The sequence below is a fragment of the Pseudomonas sp. FFPRI_1 genome, assembly GCF_055384485.1.
In genome coordinates this window covers 6,156,831-6,180,113 of the sequence record NZ_AP029168.1, presented here as the reverse complement: position 1 = coordinate 6,180,113, position 23,283 = coordinate 6,156,831, and the positions used below count along the sequence as shown (strand labels likewise).

Genomic DNA, 23,283 nt, shown 5'->3' with positions numbered 1-23,283 from the left:
TGGCTGCAGCTTGGGTGCATCGGTCGGTTGCAGTCACCTTCAAGGCACGCCGGACAACAACTGGCGCGACGCTAAAAAGGCGCCGCAGTATACCGCGCCTGGATGCCGGGCACACCCGCCAGCCAGGCAAACGAAAGTCGCCCATCGAATGGGCACTGTTCTTGCGTGGATCTGCGGCCAAACCTCGGAGCGCGGCTTAAAATTGAGATAGTCATTTGTCGGTCGCAGCACTAAAGTGGCAAGTGGCCTGCAGGGTAGGAAACTCTTTACGCCTCCTTTCTCACGGTGAGTCAACGATTGACCCATAAAGCCATCCAGAGCTTGATACTCAAGCGTTTCACGCTTGCTGCGGGCACCTACGGACTGATTCTGCTGCTGTTCTGGCTGGCCGTTCTCACGGGACATTTCCGCGCCTCCAGCAGCAGTGCGCTGCTGGCCAGCGGCCTGGTGCTGGCCAGCCAGGGACTGCTGTACTGGGTCTTTGTCAGCGGGCGCAACCTGGGCTTTGCCGATCCCAGCCTGACCGAGGTCCAGGTGGTCCTGGGCATCGCCTGGCAGAGTTGGCTGATCGCTCATCTGGATCAGGTGCGGGGGGTATTCCTGATGTTCTATATCCTGCCCTTGCTGTTCGGCCTGTTTCATTTATCTCGTCGGGCTTACCTGCGCTGCGCGACCCTGATCTTTTTCTGTTTTGCCGGGATCAACCTGTGGGATGGCTATCGCTTTGTGCTCGGTGATCCGCAGCTGGCTGCGCTGCAGCTCTGTGCCTTGCTGGTGATGCTGGCCTGGATGAGCCTCTACGCCGCCTATGTCCAGGCGTCGCGCTCACGCATGCGCCAGCGGCGCTTCGCCCTGCAGGCCCATCAGGACACCCTGCGGGGAATGATGCGGCAACTGGAGGACCTGGTGGCGACCGATGAGTTGACCGGCCTGTTCAACCGCCGGCATTTCCTGCGCATCACCAGCCGCGAACTGCAGGCCATGGACCAGGACGCGGTGCATGGGCTGGCGTTGATTGACCTGGACCATTTCAAGCGCATCAACGATCTTCACGGTCATGCCGCGGGGGACCAGGTGCTGCAGGCCTTCGCCGCCGTCGCCACGGCCTGCCTGCGGGACGGTGATGTGCTCGCCCGCTATGGTGGCGAGGAGTTCGTGGTGCTGCTGCCCGCCTGTGATGCCGAGCGCCTGACGGCCTGCTGCGAGCGGTTGCGCCTGGCGTTCATGGAGGTGCAGTTGGTGGGCCTGAAGGTGCACGACCTGAGCCTGTCCGCGGGCATGACCCTGCTGCAGGCCGGGGACGATCTGGACAATGCCCTGCAGCGCGCCGACCAGGCGCTGTACCGAGCCAAGCGTGACGGTCGCAATCGCTGCTTCGCGGCCTGGGAGCAGCTCGATGCCTGAAGTGACGGTTGGTACGCAGCGCTGGTCGGTGGAGCCCGGAAGCAACCTGCTCGATGCCTTGAACCAGGCTGGGGTGGCGGTGCCCTACAGCTGCCGTGCCGGCAGTTGCCATGCCTGCCTGGTGCACTGTGTCCAGGGCACGCCCAGTGACAGCCGGCCGGATGCCCTCAGTGACGAGCAACGGCGTCGCGGCTGGCGGCTGGCTTGCCAGTGCCGGGTGGTGGAGGACCTGCAGGTCGAGACGTTCGATCCCCTGCGTGACGGCTTGCCTGCCACCGTGGTCGGGCTCGACTGGTTGTCGACCACGGTCCTGCGCCTGCGTTTGCAACCCGAGCGACCGCTGCGCTATCGCGCCGGCCAGCATCTGGTGCTGTGGGCGAATGGCCAGGTCGCTCGGCCTTATTCCCTGGCCAGCCTGCCCGAGGAAGACCGCTTCCTGGAGTTCCACCTGGACTGCAGGCTGCCGGGGCAGTTCTGCGACGCCGCCCGCCGGTTGCAGTTGGGGGACCCGCTGCGCCTGGGCGAATTGCGCGGCGGTGCCTTGCACTACGACCCAGACTGGCAGCAGCGACCGCTCTGGCTGCTGGCCTCGGGCACCGGGCTTGGGCCATTGTTCGGGGTTCTGCGTGAAGCCTTGCGTCAGGATCACCAAGGCCCTATCCGCGTCATTCACCTGGCCCATGACGATACTCAGCACTACCTGGCCAAACCCTTGGCTGCGCTGGCGGCCAACCGCCCGCAACTGAGCGTCGAGCTGTGGCAAGGGGCGCAGCTGGCGGCGGCTTTGGCGCAACTGCGGCTTGTTTCCCGGCAAACCCAGGCCTTACTCTGCGGAGACCCCGACAGTCTCGACGCCTTTGCCCGGCGCCTGTACCTGGCGGGGCTGCCGCGCAATCAACTGCTGGCCGACGTATTCCTGCCGCGTGGTTGAGCGCTGATTCTTCCAGAGCGAGATCTTCATGACCGATGCCATCGAGCTGCAACGCGAGGGCGGGCTGCTGACCCTGCGCCTGAACCGTCCCGACAAGAAAAACGCCCTGACCCGTGCCATGTACAGCCGTCTGGCAGAGGCCCTGGCCGATGCCGACGCGGACCCCGAGATCAACGCATTGCTGATCTGCGGCAGCAGTGAGTGCTTTACCGCCGGCAACGACATCGCCGACTTTGTGCAGCAACCGCCCCGGGATCTCGACAGCCCGGTGTTCCAGTTCATGCGCAACCTGCTGGAGTGCCGCAAGCCGGTAGTGGCGGCCGTGGCCGGCGCTGCCGTGGGCATCGGCACCACCCTGCTGCTGCATTGCGACCTGGTTTATGTCAGTCGTGATGCCCGTTTGCGCATGCCGTTCGTCAACCTCGGGCTGTGCCCGGAGTTTGGTTCAAGTCTGATCCTGCCGCGTCTTCTGGGGCAGGCCAAAGCCGCCGAACTGTTGTTGCTCGGCGAGGGATTCAGCGGCGAGCAGGCGGCGGCCTGGGGGATTGCCACGGCCGCCCTGGGCGATGGCGCGGCCACCTTGGCCAAGGCCCGGGAAGTGGCGCTGCGTTTCAGCCAGCTGGCACCGGAAGCGGTGCAGGTCAGCAAGCGCTTGATGAAGGCCGCGGATCGCCAGCAACTGCGCCAGGTGATAGAGGAAGAGGGCGCGATGTTCACCCAGCGCCTGCGCTCGCCAGAAGCGATTGCGGCCTTGTCGGGGTTTCTTGCCAAGGCTTGATGCCGGTGTTTTCCGTCCCGCTGTCACGACACCTGCCGAGCTTGAAACCAGCATGAAAAAAGCCCCGGCGTTTGCACTACGGGGCTTTTGCGTTCAGCGAGCCAGCACTTAGACCATCGGGTCGCCAACGTGCAGGATCTTCATGCCGTTGGTGCCGCCGGTGGTGTGGTAGCTGTCGCCCTTGGTGAGGATCACCCAGTCGCCTTTCTCGACCACGCCACGCTTGAGCAGCTCGTCGATCGCCGCCTGGCTGACCTGCTCGGGTGGCAGGGAAGCCGGGTCGAACGGAATGGTGTAGACGCCGCGGAACATCGCCGCGCGCGCCTGGGTTTCACGGTGCGGGGAGTAGGCGTAGATCGGCACCGAGGAACGGATGCGCGACATGATCAGCGGGGTGTAGCCACTTTCGGTCAGGGCGATGATCGCCTTCACGCCGGGGAAGTGGTTGGCGGTGTACATGGCGGCCAAAGCGATGCTCTGGTCGCAGCTTTCGAACACCTTGCCCATGCGGTGGCTGGAGGTCTTGCTGGTGGGGTGCTTTTCCGCGCCGACGCAGATCCGCGCCATGGCTTGCACTGCTTCGAGCGGGTAGGCGCCAGCGGCGCTTTCCGCCGAGAGCATCACCGCGTCGGTGTAGTCGAGCACGGCGTTGGCCACGTCGGACACTTCGGCACGGGTCGGCATCGGGTTCTGGATCATCGACTCCATCATCTGGGTCGCCACGATCACCGCCTTGTTGTGGCGACGAGCGTGGAGGATGATTTTCTTCTGGATCGCCACCAGCTCGGCATCGCCGATTTCCACGCCCAGGTCGCCACGGGCAACCATCACGGCGTCACTGGCGTTGATCAGGCCGTCGAGGGTTTCATCGTCGGCTACGGCTTCGGCGCGTTCGATCTTCGCCACCAGCCAGGCAGTGCTGCCGGCTTCGTCACGCAGCTTGCGGGCATATTCCATATCGGCCGCATCGCGAGGGAAGGACACCGCCAGGTAGTCGGCTTGCATCTCTGCTGCCAGCTTGATGTCGGCCTTGTCTTTTTCGGTCAGGGCCGGTGCCGTCAGGCCGCCGCCACGACGGTTGATGCCCTTGTGGTCCGACAGCGGGCCGCCGACGGTCACTACGCAATGCAGCTCGGTGCTGGTGGCGGTCTCCACACGCATGACCACGCGGCCGTCGTCCAGCAGCAGTTCGTCATTGACCCCGCAGTCCTTGACCAGGTCCGGGTAGTCGATGCCGACGATGTCCTGGGTGCCTGCGGTCAGCGGGTGGACGGTGGAGAAGGTGAACTTGTCACCGACCTTCAGTTCGATACGCTTGTTGGCGAACTTGGCGATGCGGATCTTCGGACCCTGCAGGTCGCCGAGGATGGCGACGAAGCGCCCGTGCTTGGCGGCCAGGTCGCGGACCAGTTGGGCGCGAGCCTTGTGCTCGTCCGGCGTGCCGTGGGAGAAGTTCAGGCGGGCAACGTCCAGGCCTGCGAGAATCAACTGTTCGAGAACTTCCGGCGAGTTACTGGCCGGGCCAAGGGTGGCAACGATTTTGGTACGACGAACGGACATGCACGGACTCCTGAGTTCAAGCGCAACGAGAGGCTACTATGCTCGCAAGTTGTAGTCATTGTTCGTTTGCACTACTTATTGCTTTGTTTGTTTGCCGCAACAACCTTGAAGATTTTTGCCGATGAGTCGATACACTGCACAAGACAGGAGATACCCCATGCGATTCGTACTCATTGCTGCCCTGGCCGTCAGTGTTGTCGGCTGTACCCGCTGGTCCATGAACCATCATTTGAATAACGCCTACCGCGCCTATGACCGCGGCAACTGCGAGAGCGTGATGCTCGAGTTGAGCCAGGTCGATCGTGACAGTCGCGCCCGTCGCTACATCCAGCCGGAAGTGTCGATGCTGCGCGGGCAATGCCTGGAGCGTCAGAAACTGTTCGTCGATGCCGCGCAGACCTACCAGTTCATCATCACCGAATACCCCAGCAGCGAGTATGCCTACCGTGCCCGAGCCCGGTTGGAGACCCTGCAGCAGCTGGGACACTTCCCGGCAAACGGTGCCGCCCAGGTTCGCCGCACGGCATTGTGATCGACGTTTGTCAGGGCCACTGCAGTTGTGCCCCGAGCTTGAGCTAACATTTGTACAGGTTGTTCGAACACGGCCTCGGCTTGGCCTGGGGCAGTACTGTTGAAATCCTTCTGGCGATTTTCCTCGTCCATCGAATCCGGGAGAGCGGGCCGTTACTCGGGGCCCGTTGCGAAGCACTAGTGCGGTCATGCTTAATGACCTTTTATAGCGATACCCAGCATGTTCACGGAACGTCGGATCGAACGGCACCAATTGCCGTCTTATTTGAAAGTCTTCAACCGCTTCACTGACAGGCCGGTGGGTTTTCTCGGCAATGTGTCGGCCGATGGGCTGATGCTGATCAGCTCGTTGCCGATGCTGATTGGCGCCGAGTTCGAGCTGCGGGTCAAGACCCTCAGCGGTGACGGGCAGGTGCAACTCATCGACTTCAGCGCCCGCTGCCTGTGGTGCCATGAGGACCTCACTCCCCATCACTACGACAGTGGCTTCAGCCTGTTGCGGGCAGCGCCGGAATTTGCCGAATGGGAACAGGCCCTGCGCCACTATTTCAGCTTCCATCCGTTGCAGACATCGGCCTGAGGGCCAGGGCAGCCGCTACAGGCTGCCGGCTTTTTTCCAGTTCAGATAGCGGCTGACCAGTTCAGCACCCAGCTCCCCCGGACGGGCGTCGAGCAAGGAGACGCCGTGGGCGCTGAGGCGCTCATGAAGCTCGGCGCGGTGGTTCAGGTAATTTACCGCGGCGCTGTAGGCCAGTGCCTCGGGCAGGGTCTGCACCGGGCTCTGGCGCAACTGGTCGAGGACTTCTTCGCGCAGGCTGGCCACCAGCACCCGGTGCTGGCGACTGATGCGCTTGACCGCGGTCAGCAGCTCCTGGTCGTCTTCGTCCCGCAGGTTGGTGACCAACACCACCAGGGCTCGGCGTTTCTGCCGGGCCAGCAGCTCGTTGGCGGCAGCCTGGTAGTCGGCTGGGCGCTGGCTGGTGTCCAGGTCGTAGACGCCATTGAGCAGCACGCTGAGCTGGGCCGAGCCCTTGACCGGAGCAAGGTAGCGTGAGCGCTCGGCAGCAAAACTGCTCAAGCCCACTGCATCGCCCTGGCGCAGGGCGACGTAGCTCAACAGCAGGCAAGCGTTGAGGGCGTGGTCGAAGTGCGACAGTTCACCGTCCTGGCTGCGCATGCGGCGCCCACAGTCGAGCATGAAAATGATCTGCTGGTCGCGTTCGTCCTGGTACTCCCGGGCGATGGGGGTGCGCTGGCGGGCGGTGGCCTTCCAGTCGATCTGTCGCAGGCTGTCACCCTCGCGAAACTCGCGCAGCTGGTTGAACTCCAGCCCCAGGCCCCGGCGTTGGCGCTGGCGCACTCCGAGCTGGCTGAGCCAATTGTCCACCGCTAGCAACTGCGCTCCATAGAGTCGAGCAAAATCCGGGTAGACCCGAGTACTGCCGCCCACCGCCAGCCGCCGTCTGGCACGCCACAGGCCCAGGGGGCTGGGCAGGCTGACTTCGCACCGCTCGAAATTGAAATGACCGCGTTGCAGTGGTCGCACGTTGTAGCCGACTCGCGCCACCTGGCCAGGCTCCAGGCTGACCGATTGCGGCAGGTGCTCGAACACCAGGCCCTGGGGCGGATGGTCGAACAGCTGTACCTCAACAGGCTGTTGCCCGTGATGGCTGATCTCCAGTTGCACTTCGCTCCAGCGTCCCAAGGGGAGGCTGCCGGGTAGTTGCCGACGGACCTCTGGTGATTGCCGGCGCAATAGGCGCAGGGCATCCAGCAGCGCCAGCAGCAACAGCGCCAGCAACAGGCCCCAGGCGATCGAGTCCAGGCGCGGGAAGGCTTCGATCCCCAGAGCGCGCAGCGTACCCAGGAGGATGTCCAGGCCGGCCAGGGTGCCCAGCCAGATCAACAGCAGACGAGTCGGCTTCATCGGCGTGGACGGCTCACAGGCGGGGCGCCGGAATCTGTTCAAGCATCTGCTTGAGCACGTGCTCCACCGACAGGCCTTCGATGTCCAGTTCCGGAGCGACCCGTACCCGATGGCGCAGCACGGCCATGGCACAGCCCTTGATGTCATCCGGAATCACGAATTCGCCGCCGCGCAGCAAGGCCCGGGCCCGGGCTCCGCGCACCAGGGCGATCGAGGCACGAGGCCCGGCGCCGAGGGTCAGGCCGGGCCAGCTGCGGGTGGCCCGGGCCAGACGCACCGCATAGTCGAGCACCTGTTCGTCCAGTGGCAGGTCGCTGGCAATGCGTTGCAGGGCCAATACATCCTTGGCCTGCAGCACGGTACGCAGGGGCTGCACGTCGAGCATGTCGGCGCGGGTCGAACGAGCGACCTGGCGGACCATGTTCAGCTCCTCCTCGGCCTCCGGGTAGTCCATGCGCAGCTTGAGCATGAAGCGATCCAGCTCGGCTTCCGGCAACGGGTAGGTGCCTTCCTGCTCGATGGGGTTCTGGGTTGCCAGGACCATGAACGGCTGGCCGATGGGCAGCGCCCGCCCTTCAAGGGTCACCTGGCGTTCCTGCATGGCTTCGAGCAGGGCGGCCTGGGTCTTGGCCGGTGCCCGGTTGATTTCGTCCGCCAGCAGCAGGTTGGTGAACAAGGGGCCCTTGCGCAGCTTGAACTGCTCGGTCTGCAGGTCGTACACCGCATGCCCGGTGACGTCGCTGGGCATCAGGTCCGGGGTGAACTGGATCCGTGCGAACTCGCCACCAAAGCAGCGGGCCAGGGCGCGTACCAGCAAGGTCTTGCCGAGGCCGGGCACGCCCTCGAGGAGCACGTGGCCGCCGGCAATCAACGCGGTCAGCACATCATCGATCACCGCTTCCTGGCCGATCACGACCTTCTGCAATTCCTGGCGCACGGCCTGGGCCAACTGGCTGGCCCGCTGCCGCTGTTGGGCGGCATGGGCCTGGGGAGCAGGCGTCTCGGAGGGCTCGAGGGGTTGTTCGACGGGTTGTTCGCTCATAGGGCATTCCTGAGAGTTTGCAGGTGGGCGACCTGGTGGCTGAAGTCAACGCTGGAAAGGCGTTGCCCGGACAAGGGTTGCAGGGCCTGTCTGATGGTGTCGACAGGTTGTTGGCTGAGCTGGGCGAGCACGTCCCACTGGGCCTGCGGTGCCAACTGCTCGAAACCGGGGTGGCGGCGCCGCGCTCGACGTCGGATATCCAGTTGCAGGGCATGCAGCAAGGCTTGGTGGCCGCCGTGGCGCAACAGAAAGTCGGCGCTGGCGCGCAAGTGTTCGAGCAACTGGCGCCGGGCCTTGGGGGCTGGTGCAAGCAGGGGACCTTGACGCGTGCCAGCCTGCCAGAGCCACAGGCCGAGCAACAGGGTCAGGGCCACCAGGGCCTGGGGGAAATAGCGCCAGAGCAACTGCCAGAGGCTTGGATGATCGGTATTGAACAGCAGGGTCACCGCGGTATCGGTGTTCAGGTACCACAGCAGCCAGGCGTTGTCGTACAGGCCGATGGCCGGCGCTTTCCAGATGTCGGCGTCGGTGAGCACGGTGACCGAACCTTCGCCGTAGTCGAGCTGGATCATGTGGGTGGCACTGCCACTGTTGGCCCAGGACTGCGCGAGGCTGTCCGGATCGTCCAGGTGGAAGTCGGTGTCAAAACCGATGTAGGCCGGCGCCTGTTCGTCCTCCAGGTAGACCTTGGTCAATTGCGGAAAGGCGTCGTCGGCCTCCGGCTCCGGCGGTTCCTCGAGGTCCTTGCTCAGCAGCTGGTGGATTTGCACCCGGTCCAGCAGCAGGTCGCCGCTCTGCTCGGTGTCCGGGTCCCACAGGGCTTCGGCGACAAACACCAGGCGGCCGCCGGCGCGGGTCCAGTCCAGCACTTGGTCGACCTGGCGCGGGCTCATGTTCGTGCGCTCCCCCAGCAACAGCAAGCTGTTGCCGACGGGTTTCAGGGTGGCCAGCACTTCCAGGCCATTGGCGTGGTCTACCTTGAGGCCGCGCGCGCGCATGAACATTTCTGCCGCCAGGTAGGGGTTGGCACGGGCTTCGGGAGAAGGGCCGTGGTCGACCATTTCCTGGTAGGGCGTGGCCTGTCGGTACAGGTAGTAGCCGCTTGCACCCAGGATCAGGACCAGCAGCAACGCCAGGGCGCCCCACAGATAGCGCTTCATGATTGCGCTCCCGGGCCGAACAGGCCGCGCCAGCCATTGCACAGTTGCTGTTGCAGTTCGCTGCCCGGTACCTGATGACCGTAGGCCATGTTCTGCCAGTGACGGGTCAGGCTGACGCTGAACGCTTCCAGTTGCGGCTGTTGCAGGTCCTTGATCCGCTGCAGTACCTGGCCTTCGGTATCGGCCACGCCGAGGGGCAGGTGATAGTCCTCCAGCAACCGGCTGAGCAGCGCTCGGTACAGCAGGCCCAGGGCCTCCCGGGGCTGGCTGGCCCAGAGCTCTTCGGCGCGGGCCGCGACATCGGCGGGCAGGCTTTCGCTGCTGACTTCCAGGCCGAACAGTTGCTGGGGCCTGGCCGCAGGGCGCTTCTGGCGCGGTCGTGGCCGGCGGCCGACAAAGGCCTGCAGCCAGTCGCGATAGCGCCAGATCAACCAGCCCAGAGCGCCGAGCAGCAGCCCCCAGAGAAGGATTTCCAGGCCCTTGGCGAAACCGCCGAAACTGTCCTGGCCGAGGCGTTCCAGCAGGTTCTTGAGCCATCCTGGCGGCTTCTCTTTGGCATCCTTGTTCGGTGATTGTTCATCGCCAAAACGATAGCGAGTCACCGACTCCTGATTCTTGAACGGCGGGGCGTCCAGGATGCTCTGGATGCTTTCCTTTGAAGCCTTGCTGGTCAGCGGTTGCTGTAGCAAGCGTGGGGCTTCGGGGCCGGCCACCGAACTGCTGGGCGTTGCCGCCCAGAGCGACTGGCTTGGCGCCAGCAGCATCAGGCCTGCCACCAGCACCAATGCGGCGGCACCTGCCAATCGCTGGCGCAGGCGCCGGAAGACCAATTCGATGTCCCAGGCTTCCAGTTCGGTTCGGCGGTTGAGGTACAGGCTGAAACCGCAGGCCACGTAGATCGGCTCCCAGATCACCAGCACCAGGGCATAGAAGACGTTGGTCAGGTGTTCCAGCCATAGCCAGTCCTGTTGGGCCGCGAGTATCAGGGTCTGCCAGTTCCAGTCGAGCTCGATCTGCTGGGGCAGTAACAGGTAGAACAGCACCAACAGGCCGATCCACAGTGCGCCCTCCAGGTGCATGCCGATCAGGGTCAGCCAGCGCGCGCCTCCGGCATTTCTCTGCAGCAGCACCGCCAGGCGCTGTTGCCGGGCGTCGCCGCCGAGGCCTTCGAGCTGGACCACCGGCATGATGAAGCTGCGACTCATGCTCAAGCGTCGCCAGGTCAGGCTGGCCAGCAACTGGGGCCTGAGCAGCCGTGGCCATTGCCTCAGGGCCTGGCCCAGGCTGGGTGTTTCGCCGAACAGCGCCTTGGACAGGATGTACAGCGGCAGGCGTTCGAATGCCGGCTTCAGCCACCAGAACAGCAGCACCGCAAGCGTCGGGGATTCCCACAGCAACAGGCTGAGCAGGGCGAACACCGGCAGGCTGACGATGGCCCAGCTGGTCATCAGCAGTCGGCGGTGCTGTTGGCTCAGGAGTATGCCCAGGTCCATGGCCTCCCAGGAACTGCGTGGGCGGATCACGACGCTGGCATCACTCAGGCGCATGGGTATCTCGTCCGGCCAGGGTCAGGTAGGCGATCACCAGGCTCCAGAGCGCGGTGCCGATGCTGTATTTGATCCAGGGTGCTGGCCAGGTCAGGGAGGACCAGTAGGCTTCGACAAAGGCGGCGATCAGCAGAAATACAATGACCCCGTAGATCAGTTGCACGCTGACCCGCGCCGCCTGCAGCAAGGCTTCTGCGCGGGTCAGGCGGCCGGGGGCGATCAGCGCCCAGCCCAGTTTCAGCCCGGCGGCACCCGACAGGGCGATGGCGCTGAGTTCAAAGGCGCCATGGCCGATGACGAAGGGCCAGAAGGTCTGGCCGAAGCCGATCTGGGTCAGGTGGCCGGCGATGGCGCCAATCATCAGGCCGTTGAAGAACAGGAAAAACACGCTGCCCAGGCCAAACAGCAGCCCGCTGGCGAAGGTCTGAAAGGCGATGCCGATGTTGTGCATGATGTAGTAGCCGAACATCACCCAGTCTTCGCTCGAGGCGCGCTCGGCGGCCCGTCCCAGGCGCCCCGCGGCAGGGTCGTACATGCTTTGCATCTGTGTCAGTTGCTGGGAGTCCACCAGGCTGTAGATCAGGTCGGGGAACAGGTACACCAGCACACCGATGCCCAGCAGGCTGCCGAAGAACAACAGGCTGGCAATCAGCACCAGGCGCCATTCCTGGCGCACCACACGGGGGAAACCGGCCAGCACGAAGCCCAGCAGGTTGGCACTGATGGTCGTGCGCTGGCGGTACAGCTGCTGATGGCCGCGCAAGGCCAGTTGCTGCAGCGGGTCAACCAGGTAGCTGCTGTAGCCTCGCTCCTGGGCCAGGGCCAGGTGCTGGCACAAGCGCCGGTAGTCCTGGACGAAGGTCTGGCAATCCTCGGGTTTGGCCCGGCGGCGTTCCAGTTGCTCGAGCAACTGCTCGAAGTGCTGCCATTGCGCCTGGTGCCGGCTTTCGAAAAGGCTTTGCTTCATGTCGTTCCCAGTAGGCCGCGGGCAATGCCATTGAGTTCGGCAACGGCCTGGTCGCCGGGCACGTGCAAGGGTTGCGCGAGGATGTTCGCCAGCTCCTGGGCCCGCTCGCTCGACAGCTGGCCCTGGCGTTCGGCGAAACCGAGGATCGCTCGTTGTTCATTCAGGCTCAGGGCGAAGGGCGCGGAGCGGGGGACGGCGGGCGGCAGGTCCGGTCGCTTGACCGGTTGCTCGCGATAGATCACCAGGGTGCCCGCGGCCAGGTCGCCGAGGCGCTTGAAGGTCGGATGCTGCAGGCAACTGATGGCGCCGAGGAAATAGCCGAACGGCAGCATGTCGGCAAAACGCAACAGGTTGCGGGTCAGGGAGGCGCTCCAGCCGATGGGGGTGCCGTCGTCCTGCACGACTCGCAGTCCCATCAGTTGCTTGCCGGGAGAGCGGCCCTGATTCAGGACTTCGAACAGCACCATGTACCACCAGCTGACCAGGAACAGCAGGATAGAACCGATACCGACGCCGATCTCGCCGAAAAAGCCGAGGACGATAAACAGCAGGCCGAGCACCAGAGCGCGGACGCCCAGGTCGAGGCTGAAGGCCAGGCTGCGCACTAGCAATCCTGCCGGCCGCAGGGGCAGATCGATGCCCTCGGGGGTTTCCACCTGATACCGCGTATCCAGCGGTGGGTGCAGCGGTGCGTTCCTTGGCGTTGCTGTCATTTCAAGCATGGGGGAGGTGTCGGCTTGACCTGGTAGAAAAAAATCCAGCGCCGATGCTAGCAGTGTCCGGGGGGCAAACGACATCATTAACTACGATTTAAACCGCCCCTGCTGCCGGGTACGGGCACGCGCGGCTGGCCCTGGCAGCGCTTGAGCGCCTAGACTGCGGCGGTCTTTAAGTTCAGGAACAGGCCGTGACCTCCATCTTCTGGTACGACTACGAAACCACCGGCATCAATCCGCGCAGCGATCGACCGCTGCAAGTGGCCGGTATTCGCACCGACCTGGCACTCAATGAAATCGATGAGCCGGTCAACCTCTATTGCCAGCCCAGCGACGACATCCTGCCGCATCCGGCAGCCTGCATGATCACCGGCATCACCCCGAGCCGGTTGGCCGAGCAAGGCCTGGGTGAGGCCGAATTCATGACTCGGGTGCACGCCCAGCTGGCGCGTCCGGGAACCTGTGGTGCCGGTTACAACACCCTGCGCTTCGACGATGAAATGACCCGCTACAGCCTGTATCGCAACTTCTTCGATCCCTACGCTCGGGAGTGGCAGGGTGGCAACAGTCGCTGGGACCTGATCGACGTGGTGCGCACCGCCTATGCGCTTCGCCCCCACGGCATCAACTGGCCGCAGGAGCAGGGGCAGGTGACCTTGAAGCTGGAGCGGCTGACGGCGGCCAATGGCATCGACCACGGCCAGGCCCACGATGCCCTGTCTGATGTCCGGGCGACGATCGCCCTGGCGCGGCTGATCCGCGAGAAGCAACCCAAGCTCTATGACTGGCTGTTCCAGCTGCGCAGCAAGCAGCGGGTCATGGATCAGGTTCGCCTGCTGCAACCCATGGTGCATATTTCCGGGCGTTTCTCTGCGGCGCGGCACTACATCGGGGTGGTCTTGCCCCTGGCCTGGCATCCACGCAACCGCAATGCCCTGATCGTCTGCGACCTGCACCTGGATCCGCAAGGCTTGCTCGACCTGGATGCCGAGAGCTTGCGCCAGCGTTTATATACCCGCCGGGACGACCTGCTCGAGGGCGAGTTGCCGGTGCCGTTGAAACTCATCCATATCAACCGCTGCCCGGTGGTGGCGCCATTGAACGTCTTGCGTGACGAAGATCAACAGCGGCTGCACTTGGACATGGAGCTGTATCAGCGTCGAGCGGTGCTTCTGAGGGAGGCTCAGGAAGTTTGGCAGGATAAACTTCCAGTGATTTATGGGCCCGATGAATTTGCTGCCAGCGAAGACCCGGAGCAGCAGTTGTACGACGGCTTTATTGGTGACCGTGATCGGCGCTTGTGTGAGCAAGTACGCGAAGCTGATCCGCTGCAGTTGGCCCGTGAACAATGGCCATTCGATGATGAGCGCTTGCCTGAACTGCTCTTTCGCTACCGGGCTCGCAACTTTCCGGGAACATTGAGTAAGGCCGAGCAAGAGCACTGGCTGGGCTTTTGTCAGCAGCGTTTGCTTGATCCGCAATTGGGTGCGCCCAATACCCTTGAAAGTTTCCGGCAGGCGCTTGAGCAAGCGTTGTTAAATGCCGACCCGATGCAGCGCCAGATTCTGGATGAGTGGCAGCAACATGTTGCTGCCCTGGCCCAGCGCCTGGCTCTTTGAGCGCGCGCCCTGGCCCTTGAACAGATGGCCAGGGCATAAAAAAACGCCAGCGAACTGGCGTTTTTTCTGCCGGGCGGCAAGAGCCCGGGCGCTCAGCTGTGAGGCTTAGCCCAGAAGGGTTGCCCAGCCTTCAACCACATCGCCACCCCACTTGGCTTTCCACTCTTTCAGAGTCTTGTGGTTGCCGCCTTTGGTTTCGATGACTTCACCGTTGTGCGGGTTCTTGTACTGTTTAACTTTACGCGCGCGCTTGGTGCCGGTGGTTTTTACGGCTGCGCGAGGCGCTTTAACTTTCGAGTCCGGATCCAGCAGGGCGATGATGTCGCGCAGGGACTTGGAATACTCGCCCATCAGAGTGCGCAGTTTGCCTTCGAACTCCAGTTCGGCTTTCAGTTTGTCGTCTTGGGACAGGTTCTTCAAACGCGCTTGCAGTTCTTTGATTGCTTCTTCTGTAGCACGGTATTCGTTGATCAGGGACATGAGGACTACCTTATTGGGCGCTGAGTGGCGGGGTGACAGTGTCGCAATAATAGTCAGGGAGTTTGAGCAAGTAAACATAATACCGATGTTTTATTTGTCTCTCTTAGTGTGTTTAGGCGTAGAAATCATTTCGCTATTTAATAGGTGGGCGTACAGCATTGCGATATTCGCAAATTAGTTAAGCGCTATTTGCAAGTCGCGACCTGTGCGCGGTGAGTCGTGCTCGATAAGCCGGTTTCGGGTGCGCTGCCAGTCTAACCAAGGCATGGGGGCGCAATGAATACTGCAGTTTTTTCCCGTAATCGCTAGAATGGCGACCTTTGCGAAGTTCTGGAGTTTCCCCCTCATGCGCACCTTTCGGTTGGTGATTTCTTGCCCTGACCGCGTTGGCATCGTTGCCAAAGTCAGTAACTTTCTGGCCTCCCACAACGGTTGGATCACCGAAGCGAGCCACCACTCGGACAACCTCAGTGGTTGGTTCTTCATGCGCCACGAGATTCGTGCCGACTCGCTGCCTTTTGGCCTGGAGGCGTTTCGCGAGGCATTCGCGCCTATCGCCGAAGAGTTTTCGATGGACTGGCGGATCACCGACACTGCGGAGAAAAAGCGCGTGGTGCTGATGGCCAGCCGTGAGTCCCATTGCCTGGCGGACCTGTTGCACCGCTGGCACAGCGACGAACTGGACTGCGAGATCGCCTGTGTAATCTCCAACCACGACGATCTGCGCAGTATGGTCGAATGGCACGGCATTCCTTACTACCACGTACCGGTCAATCCGCAGGACAAGGAGCCGGCGTTCGCCGAGGTGTCGCGCCTGGTCAAGCAGCATGACGCCGAAGTGGTGGTGCTGGCGCGCTACATGCAGATCCTGCCGCCGGAACTGTGCAGCGAATATGCCCACAAGGTGATCAACATCCACCACAGCTTCCTGCCGTCCTTCGTCGGTGCCAAGCCTTACCACCAGGCATCCCTGCGTGGCGTGAAGCTGATTGGCGCCACCTGCCACTACGTCACCGAAGAGCTGGACGCCGGTCCGATCATCGAGCAGGACGTGGTGCGGGTCAGCCACAGCGACAGCATCGAGGACATGGTGCGTTTCGGTCGTGATGTGGAGAAGATGGTCCTGGCCCGTGGCCTGCGCTACCACCTGGAAGACCGCGTGCTGGTGCACGGCAACAAGACCGTGGTGTTCTGATAAAGCAGCCGGGAGCGAGGTTTCAATGCCCCGTTCCCGGCTCTTCACTTGATGAGGTCAGCCTGATGACCGATCCGCTGGACAAAGCCACTTCCCAAGCGCCCGCCACCCTCGGCGAAGGCTGTCTGAGCCGTTACGACCCCGATGCCCTCGATGCCGATGACGGCACCGAGTTTCCCGGTGCTGCCGAACTGTGGCAGCAATTGCAGCAAGAGCCGGCACCGAAGCCGGAGCCGCAATGAATCGCGGGCTGACAACGGGCGCCTGAAGCAGGGGCCCATTGCCGGCTGAAGCTTGTGCAGCGCTCCCTCAGATCCGGAAACTGCCCACCAGGTGTTTCAGGCGCGTGGCCTGCTGCTCCAGATCTGAACAGGCCCGCAGGGTGGCCTGAAGGTTTTCCACGCCTTCCTGATTCAGGGTGTTGATCTCGGTGATGTCCATGTTGATGGACTCCACCACCGAGGTCTGCTCCTCGGTGGCGGTGGCCACCGATTGGTTCATGCCGTCGATTTCACCAATGCGCTGGGTCACGCTGTTCAGTCGTTCCCCGGCCTGGTTGGCGATTTCCACGCTGTCCTGGCTATGGCGCTGGCTGTTGCTCATGGTGCTGACCGATTCGCGGGCACCCACTTGCAGTTCCTCGATCATGGTTTGCACCTGCTGCGCCGACTCCTGGGTGCGGTGAGCAAGGTTGCGCACTTCATCGGCGACCACGGCAAACCCGCGACCGGCTTCACCGGCCCGGGCCGCTTCGATGGCCGCGTTGAGCGCCAGCAGGTTGGTCTGCTGGGAAATGCTGGTGATGACTTCGAGAATCTGCCCGATGTTCACGGTCTTGCTGTTGAGGGTCTCGATGTTGCTGCTGGAGGCGCTGATCATGTCCGACAGCTGGTTCATCGCCTGGATGCTGCGATCCACCACTTGCTGGCCGTCTTCGGCCAGGTTGCGGGCATCACTGGCCTGTTGCGAGGCCTGGGCGGCATTGCGGGCGATTTCCTGGGCCGCGGCCCCCAGTTGATTGATTGCCGCAGCCACGCTGTTGGTACGGCTGGCCTGCTCGTCGGAGTTGAGCATCGACGAGTTGGAAGCGCTGACCACCCGCAGGGCCACTTCGTTGACGTGCTCGGTGGCCGAGGATACTTCGCGGATCGAGCCGTGGATGCGCTCTACAAAGCGGTTGAAGGCGGTGCCGAGGATGCCGAATTCGTCCTGGTTATGGATGTTCAGCCGCCGGGTCAGATCACCTTCGCCGTCGGCGATGTCCTGCATGGCCCGGGTCATCACATGCAGCGGCTGCATCAGCAGGCGGATCAGCAAGCCCAGCAGAGCAATGGTCAGGGCCACGGCCGTCAGGGTGGCGATGAGGGCCGAGGTGCGGAATTCGCTGAGCATGGAGAAGGCCTTGTCCTTGTCCACTGACAGGCCGATGTACCAGTTCACCGAGGACAGGCCCTTGATCGGCGTGAAGGTGACAATGCGGGTCTTGCCGTCGACGCTGACCTCGCTCAGTTCACTGTTGATCTTCGGGGTGTCCTGGGGATAGACATCCTTGAGGGTCTTCATCACCAGGTTCTTGTCCGGGTGCACCAGGATCTTGCCGTCGGCACTGATCAGGAAGGCGTAGCCCATGCCGTCGAAGTCCAGGGCATTGATGCTGTCGGCAATCACTTGCAGGCTCAGGTCGCCACCGACCACGCCGATCTTCTGCCCGGCCTTGACCACGCTGTCGACGATGGAAATCACCAACTGGCCGGAGGCAAGGTCGATGTAGGGTTCGGTGAGGGCTGAGCCGCTGGTGCTTTCGGCGCTTTTGTACCAGGGGCGCGCGCGTGGATCGTAGCCGTCGGGCATCTTGCTGTTCGGGCGGATGATGAAGGTGCCATCCTGGTTGCCCAGGTAGGCGCCCATGAAGGTCGAGCTCACCGACTTCTGTTCCAGCAGGTTGCTGACATTGGCCGGATCGGTGTTGAGGGCCACCGACTGCGAGATGTTTTCGATCAGCAAGGCGCGGCCGGCGAGCCAGGTCTGAATATTTTTTGCCGTGACGTCGCCCATTTCCTGAAGATAGTTGTCCAGATCATCACGAATGGCGTTGCGTTGCAGGTAATCGTTGTAGAGCGTGAATAGTGCAAAGGCAGCTATGACGATCAGCGAGGCGGCAAGCAGGATCTTGTGGCTGAAGCGCAGATTTTTGTTCATGGCTTGGGTGTCCGCTAAGGTCTTTGAGTCCAGGGCATCGGGTTGGAAGGGCGCGCAAAATAGGCGGTGTTATAAGTAAGCTGATATCTCCATCTATCCCAAGGGAATTACCTGACCTTTATTTCAGATACTTCTGATCCATCAATTCTTAATATCGACCGTGTAAGGCCAAAGATTAACCAGGGGTGACAAAATGCCTGACTCATTGCAACTCGTTATCGGTGCCGATCTCAACGGTCAGCCGATCGCCCAGGCCATGCGCCTGGCCAACCGCCACGGTCTGGTGGCGGGCGCCACCGGCACGGGCAAGACCGTCACCCTGCAGCGCTTGGCGGAAGCCTTCAGTGATGCCGGGGTGGCGGTGTTCGCCGCGGACATCAAGGGTGACCTGTGTGGGCTGGGGGCCGCGGGCAATCCCCAGGGCAAGGTGGCCGAGCGGATCGCCGGCATGCCTTGGCTCAAGCACCAGCCTCAGGCTTATCCCGTAACGCTGTGGGATATCCATGGCGAATCCGGTCATCCCTTGCGCACTACCTTGAGTGAAATGGGCCCGCTGTTGCTGGGCAGCTTGCTGGAGCTTACCGACAGCCAGCAGTCGGCTTTGTATGCAGCGTTCAAGGTGGCGGACCGCGAGGGCCTGTTGCTGCTCGACTTGAAGGACCTCAAGGCGCTGCTCAATCACCTGCGGGACAACCCGCAGCTGCTGGGGGATGACGCAGCGCTGATGACCACCGGTTCCAGTCAGGCGCTGATGCGGCGCCTGGCAACCCTGGAGCAGCAAGGGGCTGAGGCGCTGTTCGGCGAGCCGGCACTGCAACTGGAGGACATCCTGCAACCGGCCGCCGACGGCCGTGGACGGATTCATCTGCTGGATGCCAGCCGTCTGGTGCACGAAGCACCGAAAGTCTATGCGACCTTCCTTTTATGGCTGCTGGCCGAATTGTTCGAGCAACTGCCGGAACGAGGCGATGGGGACAAACCCCTGCTGGCGTTGTTTTTCGATGAGGCGCACTTGCTGTTCGCCGGTACGCCCAAGGCCCTGCAGGACAGGCTGGAGCAGGTGGTGCGGTTGATTCGCTCGAAAGGTGTGGGGGTGTATTTCGTCACCCAATCGCCGGGGGACTTGCCCGACAGCGTGTTGGCGCAGTTGGGGTTGCGGATCCAGCATGGCTTGCGGGCGTTCACCGCCAAGGAACAGAAGTCCCTGCGCGCCGTGGCCGATGGCTTCCGTCCGAATCCGGCCTTTGACGCTCTGGCGGTGCTCACCGAGCTGGGGATTGGCGAGGCGCTGGTGGGAACCTTGCAGGACAAGGGCACCCCGGAGATGGTCCAGCGGGTACTGGTGGCGCCTCCACAGTCGCGCATCGGGCCATTGACTGACGCTGAGCGCAAGGCGCTGATTGCCAGTTCGCCGTTGCAGGGGCGCTATGACAAGCCGATTGACCGGGAGTCCGCCTATGAAGTGCTGATGGGACGCAAGGAGCTGGCGCCGGAGGCGGTGCCAGGCAAGCCGGTCGCCGAAGAGCCGAGCCTGGCCGACCGCGCCGGCGAGTTCCTCGGCACTGCGGCCGGACAGGCCTTGAAGTCGGCCATGCGCCAAGCTGCCAACCAGCTGGGCCGGCAGTTGATGCGGGGCCTGATGGGATCTTTGCTGGGCGGCAGCAAGCGCCGCTGAGTCAGTCCCGGGGCTTGGCGTGACGAGCCAGGCGTTCCAGGGCTGCGCGCAGGTTGGGGTCGGCAATGCCGTCGGCGGTGGCCTGGATGGTCTCGGCGGCGTTGCTCGACAGGTCCATGGTGTGTCCCGCGGCGCCTTGCTGGACGGTGGGGGGCTGGACCTTGAACAGAATGCGCGTGAGGTGGCTGAACTCGTTGAACTCCTGCAACTGACGCTGCAGGCGCTTTTGTTGATAGCGCAGGCGGGTGGCCCAGTGGCCGTCGGTGACAATCAGCAGCAGGCTGCCTTCGCGCCAGGAGGCGACGTGGCAATGTTCGCGAGCCGCCGGTTGCAACTGGCTCTCCAGCAGGCGCTGCAGATGTGCCAGGCGCTGAGCGTGGCCGAGTATGGCTTTCAGAGGCTTGGCTTCGCGAAGAAGAACGGCTGGAGCGCGTGCCGTAAGGGGGCGAAATGCCATGATCAGAAACCTGAAGTTACAGAGGCGCCATGGTAGCAGAAAGCGCCAGGGCCACCTGAGACATCGTTTTTCGTACTGGGCCTAAATCTGCCGCTTTGCTGATCGCAATCATTAACTTCTGTGGTGAATGGGCTTGAAGTTCAGCCAAAAGCCCTTATTTTAGGTGAGCCCCGTCACAGCGCTGTGCCAGCATCGTGGAATAACGCCACTTTCCTCACCATCGTTTCCGGGTAGAATGCTCGTTCGCATGCGGCCATGAGGGCTGCTCGGGCGACTCACGGGGCCGCCCTCCAACCCTATGTGTGGAAGATCCTGCCGATATGTTTGCGCCTTTGTTAAAGAAACTTTTTGGAAGCAAGAACGAGCGTGAAGTCAAACGCATGCTCAAGACGGTACAGATCGTCAATGCCTTCGAAGAGCAAATGGTGGCCCTTTCGGACGATCAATTGCGTGCCAAGACTGCAGAGTTCAAGGCTCGTATCGCCAAGGGTGAAACCCTCGACAAACTGCTTCCCGAAGCCTTTGCGGTCGCCCGCGAAGCCGGCAAGCGGATCATGGGAATGCGTCACTTCGATGTGCAACTGATCGGTGGCATGACCTTGCACGAAGGCAAGATCGCTGAAATGCGCACCGGTGAGGGCAAGACCCTGGTCGCCACCCTGGGCGTGTACCTCAACGCGTTGTCCGGCAAGGGCGTGCACGTGGTGACGGTGAACGACTACCTGGCGCGTCGCGACGCCAACTGGATGCGTCCGCTGTACGAGTTCCTCGGCCTGAGCGTCGGCGTGGTCACGCCGTTCCAGCCGCCTGAAGAGAAGCGTGCCGCCTACGCCGCCGACATCACCTACGGCACCAACAACGAATTCGGTTTCGACTACCTGCGCGACAACATGGCTTTCAGCATGGAAGAAAAATTCCAGCGCGAGCTCAATTTTGCCGTGATCGACGAAGTCGACTCCATCCTCATCGACGAAGCCCGTACGCCGTTGATCATTTCCGGCCAGGCCGAAGACAGTTCCCGCCTGTACACCGAAATCAACAAGCTGATCCCGCGCCTCGAGCAGCACATCGAGGAAGTCGAAGGCCAGGTCACCAAGGCCGGCCACTTCACGGTCGACGAGAAGACCCGCCAGGTCGAGCTCAACGAAGCCGGCCACCAAGTGATCGAAGAGATGCTGACCCAGGTAGGCCTGCTGGCCGAGGGTGAAAGCCTCTACTCGGCGCACAACCTGGGTCTGCTGACCCACGTCTATGCCGGCCTGCGTGCCCACAAGCTGTTCAATCGCAACGTCGAATACATCGTCCAGGAAGGCCAGGTGGTCCTGGTGGACGAGCACACCGGTCGTACCATGCCCGGCCGTCGCCTCTCCGAGGGCCTGCACCAGGCCATCGAGGCCAAGGAAAACCTCAACATCCAGGCCGAAAGCCAGACGCTGGCGTCGACCACCTTCCAGAACTACTTCCGCCTGTACACCAAGCTGTCCGGCATGACCGGTACTGCTGACACCGAAGCCTTCGAGTTCCATCAGATCTACGGCCTGCAGGTGATGGTGATTCCGCCGAACAAGCCGCTGGCGCGCAAGGACTACAACGACCTGGTGTTCCTGACCGCGGACGAGAAGTACGCTGCGATCATCAATGACATCAAGGAATGCATGACCCAGGGCCGTCCGGTGCTGGTGGGTACCGCGACCATCGAAACCTCCGAGCACATGTCCAACCTGCTCAACAAGGAAGGCATCGAGCACAAGGTACTGAACGCCAAGTTCCACGAGAAGGAAGCGGAAATCATCGCCCAGGCCGGTCGTCCCGGCGCACTGACCATTGCCACCAACATGGCCGGTCGGGGTACCGACATCCTTCTGGGCGGCAACTGGGAAGTGGAAGTCGCGTCCCTGGAAGACCCGACTCCGGAACAGATCGCCCAGATCAAGGCCGACTGGCAGAAACGCCACCAGCAAGTGCTGGAATCGGGCGGCCTGCAGGTGATCGCTTCCGAGCGCCACGAGTCCCGCCGTATCGACAACCAGCTGCGTGGCCGTGCCGGTCGCCAGGGTGACGCCGGCTCCAGCCGTTTCTACCTGTCCCTGGAAGACAGCCTGATGCGCATCTTCGCCTCTGATCGGGTGAAGAACTTCATGAAGGCTCTGGGCATGCAGTCCGGCGAGGCGATCGAGCACCGCATGGTGACCAACGCCATCGAGAAGGCCCAGCGCAAGGTAGAAGGCCGCAACTTCGATATCCGCAAGCAACTGCTGGAATTCGACGACGTCAACAACGAGCAGCGTAAAGTGATCTATCACATGCGCAACACGTTGCTGGCCGCCGACAACATTGGCGAGACCATCTCCGATTTCCGTCAGGATGTGCTCAACGCCACCGTCAGCGCCCACATTCCACCCCAGTCGCTGCCTGAGCAGTGGGACGTGGCGGGCCTGGAAGAGGCCATCCAGAGCGGTTTCGGTGTGAGCCTGCCGATCCAGCAATGGCTCGACGAAGACGATCACCTGTACGAAGAGACCCTGCGCGAGAAATTGCTCAACGAGCTGATCGCCGCGTACAACGAGAAAGAAGACCAGGCCGGTGCCGAAGCCCTGCGCAGCTTCGAGAAGCAGATCGTGCTGCGGGTCCTGGACGACCTGTGGAAAGACCACCTGGCGACCATGGATCACCTGCGCCACGGCATTCACCTGCGTGGCTACGCGCAGAAGAACCCGAAGCAGGAGTACAAGCGCGAGTCCTTCACGCTGTTCTCCGAACTGCTGGATTCCATCAAGCGCGACTCGATCCGGGTACTGTCCCACGTTCAGGTCCGCCGTGAAGATCCGGCCGAGGAAGAGGCGCGCCTGCGCCAGGAAGCCGAGGCACTGGCCCAGCGCATGCAGTTCGAACACGCTGAAGCCCCGGGCCTGGATCATCCGCAAGCCCTGGAAGAAGGCGTTGATGTCGACGTGGCCCTGGCCTCTGCGCCGGTGCGCAACGAGCAGAAACTGGGTCGCAACGAGCTGTGCTACTGCGGCTCGGGCAAGAAGTACAAGCACTGTCACGGCCAGATCAACTAAGATCCCCGCCAGACACTGAAATACCCGCGCCGT

Annotated in this window: 20 protein-coding genes and 1 pseudogene; 10 read left to right on the top strand and 11 right to left on the bottom strand. The window is 62.6% G+C overall.

Annotation, left to right across the window (positions count from 1 at the left end):
* Positions 1–297 precede the first annotated feature (297 nt).
* From ACZ5BO_RS27520 to ACZ5BO_RS27510, 3 genes are read left to right on the top strand one after another with little or no spacing between them, the layout of a single operon-like run.
* Positions 298–1,404, top strand: a complete 1,107-nt coding sequence (locus ACZ5BO_RS27520; protein WP_025126759.1) for a GGDEF domain-containing protein — start codon at positions 298–300, stop codon at positions 1,402–1,404.
* Complete coding sequence (locus tag ACZ5BO_RS27515) at positions 1,397–2,335, top strand: iron-sulfur-binding ferredoxin reductase (RefSeq protein WP_025126760.1); 939 nt, start codon at positions 1,397–1,399, stop codon at positions 2,333–2,335. Before ACZ5BO_RS27520 ends, ACZ5BO_RS27515 begins: the two co-directional genes overlap by 8 nt.
* A gap of 28 nt (positions 2,336–2,363) precedes the next feature.
* Positions 2,364–3,113: an enoyl-CoA hydratase-related protein gene (locus tag ACZ5BO_RS27510; protein ID WP_025126761.1), complete on the top strand. Its 750-nt coding sequence runs from the start codon at positions 2,364–2,366 to the stop codon at positions 3,111–3,113.
* 108 nt (positions 3,114–3,221) lie between these two features.
* On the opposite strand, the gene pyk is transcribed toward ACZ5BO_RS27510, so the two are convergent.
* Entirely contained in the window at positions 3,222–4,673 is a 1,452-nt protein-coding gene (pyk, locus tag ACZ5BO_RS27505; RefSeq protein ID WP_025126762.1) for a pyruvate kinase, read from the bottom strand.
* A 157-nt stretch (positions 4,674–4,830) separates the two neighbouring features.
* On the opposite strand from pyk, the gene ACZ5BO_RS27500 reads away from it, so the two are divergent.
* Complete coding sequence (locus tag ACZ5BO_RS27500; RefSeq protein ID WP_025126763.1) at positions 4,831–5,205, top strand: tol-pal system YbgF family protein; 375 nt, start codon at positions 4,831–4,833, stop codon at positions 5,203–5,205.
* Positions 5,206–5,424: 219 nt separating this feature from the next.
* Positions 5,425–5,784: a PilZ domain-containing protein gene (locus ACZ5BO_RS27495; RefSeq protein ID WP_025126764.1), complete on the top strand. Its 360-nt coding sequence runs from the start codon at positions 5,425–5,427 to the stop codon at positions 5,782–5,784.
* Positions 5,785–5,799: 15 nt separating this feature from the next.
* On the opposite strand, the gene ACZ5BO_RS27490 is transcribed toward ACZ5BO_RS27495, so the two are convergent.
* From ACZ5BO_RS27490 to ACZ5BO_RS27465, 6 genes are read right to left on the bottom strand one after another with little or no spacing between them, the layout of a single operon-like run.
* Positions 5,800–7,131, bottom strand: coding sequence for a DUF58 domain-containing protein (locus ACZ5BO_RS27490; protein ID WP_464697060.1), 1,332 nt, complete (start codon positions 7,129–7,131; stop codon positions 5,800–5,802).
* Between the two features lie 13 nt (positions 7,132–7,144).
* The gene (locus ACZ5BO_RS27485) at positions 7,145–8,173 is read right to left on the bottom strand and encodes an AAA family ATPase (RefSeq protein ID WP_025126766.1); all 1,029 of its coding nucleotides are present in this window, start codon (positions 8,171–8,173) and stop codon (positions 7,145–7,147) included.
* Positions 8,170–9,333: a DUF4350 domain-containing protein gene (locus ACZ5BO_RS27480; protein WP_464697059.1), complete on the bottom strand. Its 1,164-nt coding sequence runs from the start codon at positions 9,331–9,333 to the stop codon at positions 8,170–8,172. Before ACZ5BO_RS27480 ends, ACZ5BO_RS27485 begins: the two co-directional genes overlap by 4 nt.
* Positions 9,330–10,880 carry a DUF4129 domain-containing protein gene (locus tag ACZ5BO_RS27475; protein ID WP_464697058.1) on the bottom strand — a complete coding sequence of 517 codons (1,551 nt, stop codon included), beginning with the start codon at positions 10,878–10,880 and terminating at the stop codon, positions 9,330–9,332. The genes ACZ5BO_RS27480 and ACZ5BO_RS27475 overlap by 4 nt, the downstream gene beginning before the upstream one ends.
* Positions 10,867–11,847, bottom strand: coding sequence for a stage II sporulation protein M (locus ACZ5BO_RS27470; protein WP_464697057.1), 981 nt, complete (start codon positions 11,845–11,847; stop codon positions 10,867–10,869). The genes ACZ5BO_RS27475 and ACZ5BO_RS27470 overlap by 14 nt, the downstream gene beginning before the upstream one ends.
* Positions 11,844–12,569: an RDD family protein gene (locus ACZ5BO_RS27465; RefSeq protein WP_025126777.1), complete on the bottom strand. Its 726-nt coding sequence runs from the start codon at positions 12,567–12,569 to the stop codon at positions 11,844–11,846. Before ACZ5BO_RS27465 ends, ACZ5BO_RS27470 begins: the two co-directional genes overlap by 4 nt.
* 185 nt (positions 12,570–12,754) lie before the next feature.
* Between ACZ5BO_RS27465 and sbcB the strand changes: the two genes are divergently transcribed.
* Positions 12,755–14,182 (top strand): exodeoxyribonuclease I, encoded by a 1,428-nt coding sequence (sbcB, locus tag ACZ5BO_RS27460; RefSeq protein WP_464697056.1) that lies wholly within the window; start codon positions 12,755–12,757, stop codon positions 14,180–14,182.
* A gap of 105 nt (positions 14,183–14,287) precedes the next feature.
* Here the strand turns inward: sbcB and mvaT are convergent, their stop codons facing one another.
* Positions 14,288–14,662: a histone-like nucleoid-structuring protein MvaT gene (gene mvaT / locus ACZ5BO_RS27455; RefSeq protein WP_025126779.1), complete on the bottom strand. Its 375-nt coding sequence runs from the start codon at positions 14,660–14,662 to the stop codon at positions 14,288–14,290.
* A gap of 346 nt (positions 14,663–15,008) precedes the next feature.
* On the opposite strand from mvaT, the gene purU reads away from it, so the two are divergent.
* Positions 15,009–15,857: a formyltetrahydrofolate deformylase gene (purU, locus tag ACZ5BO_RS27450; RefSeq protein WP_025126780.1), complete on the top strand. Its 849-nt coding sequence runs from the start codon at positions 15,009–15,011 to the stop codon at positions 15,855–15,857.
* Positions 15,858–15,922: 65 nt separating this feature from the next.
* Positions 15,923–16,099: a hypothetical protein gene (locus ACZ5BO_RS27445; protein WP_464697054.1), complete on the top strand. Its 177-nt coding sequence runs from the start codon at positions 15,923–15,925 to the stop codon at positions 16,097–16,099.
* Positions 16,100–16,166: 67 nt separating this feature from the next.
* Here the strand turns inward: ACZ5BO_RS27445 and ACZ5BO_RS27440 are convergent, their stop codons facing one another.
* Together ACZ5BO_RS27440 and ACZ5BO_RS27435 are read right to left on the bottom strand one after the other, a co-directional pair.
* Positions 16,167–16,931, bottom strand: coding sequence for a methyl-accepting chemotaxis protein (locus ACZ5BO_RS27440; protein WP_371261281.1), 765 nt, complete (start codon positions 16,929–16,931; stop codon positions 16,167–16,169).
* Between the two features lie 93 nt (positions 16,932–17,024).
* Positions 17,025–18,056: pseudogene (locus tag ACZ5BO_RS27435) on the bottom strand (HAMP domain-containing protein); the annotation flags it as partial.
* 193 nt (positions 18,057–18,249) lie between these two features.
* Between ACZ5BO_RS27435 and ACZ5BO_RS27430 the strand changes: the two are divergent.
* Positions 18,250–19,731, top strand: coding sequence for a helicase HerA-like domain-containing protein (locus ACZ5BO_RS27430; protein WP_025126782.1), 1,482 nt, complete (start codon positions 18,250–18,252; stop codon positions 19,729–19,731).
* 1 nt (position 19,732) lies between these two features.
* On the opposite strand, the gene ACZ5BO_RS27425 is transcribed toward ACZ5BO_RS27430, so the two are convergent.
* Complete coding sequence (locus tag ACZ5BO_RS27425) at positions 19,733–20,188, bottom strand: DUF721 domain-containing protein (RefSeq protein WP_025126783.1); 456 nt, start codon at positions 20,186–20,188, stop codon at positions 19,733–19,735.
* Positions 20,189–20,508: 320 nt separating this feature from the next.
* On the opposite strand from ACZ5BO_RS27425, the gene secA reads away from it, so the two are divergent.
* The gene (gene secA, locus ACZ5BO_RS27420; RefSeq protein ID WP_025126784.1) at positions 20,509–23,250 is read left to right on the top strand and encodes a preprotein translocase subunit SecA; all 2,742 of its coding nucleotides are present in this window, start codon (positions 20,509–20,511) and stop codon (positions 23,248–23,250) included.
* Positions 23,251–23,283: the final 33 nt, after the last annotated feature.